Origin of the sequence: Micromonospora sp. DT178, from assembly GCF_049841695.1 — a bacterium.
In the GTDB taxonomy this organism is placed as follows: domain Bacteria; phylum Actinomycetota; class Actinomycetes; order Mycobacteriales; family Micromonosporaceae; genus Micromonospora.
Genome location: NZ_JBNCKV010000056.1, coordinates 1 through 461, shown reverse-complemented (window position 1 = coordinate 461; position 461 = coordinate 1). Strand labels below are relative to the sequence as shown.

Here is a 461-nt window from a genome sequence, read left to right as displayed (position 1 = left end):
CAGCATCATCGCCCTGCCCCACTTCCCCCTCACCCGCAACGGCAAGATCGACCGCAACGCACTCCCCGCACCGGATCTCACCGCGCGCGGCGAGCCGCCCCGTGACGCCCTGGAGCGGCAGGTGGCGCAGGTGTGGGCCGACGTGATCGGTCGGTCGCCCGGCCGCGACGACAACTTCTTCGCCTTCGGCGGGCACTCCATGCAGGCCACCATGATCGCCGCCCGGCTACGCGAAACCCTCGGCGTGCCGGTCTCGGCGGCGATCGTGTTCGAGGCGCAGACCGTGGCCGCGATGGCCGACAGCCTGCGGGACGAGGTGGCGGCCGATCCGTCGGCCATCGGCGGCGAGGACGGTCCGGTCGTGTCCGGCGCGGAGGAACCGAGCGAGCCGGATCCGGTCCCGGCCCTACCGGCCGGTGTGGCGTCGTCGGGTCGGGTGTTGTCGTTCGCCCAACAACGCC

General features: G+C 72.9%; 1 protein-coding gene. It reads left to right on the top strand.

Features of this window, described 5'->3' with window-relative positions:
- A partial coding sequence (locus tag ACLQ22_RS31930; RefSeq protein ID WP_425695590.1) for a phosphopantetheine-binding protein occupies nt 1–461 on the top strand: 461 nt, incomplete at both ends.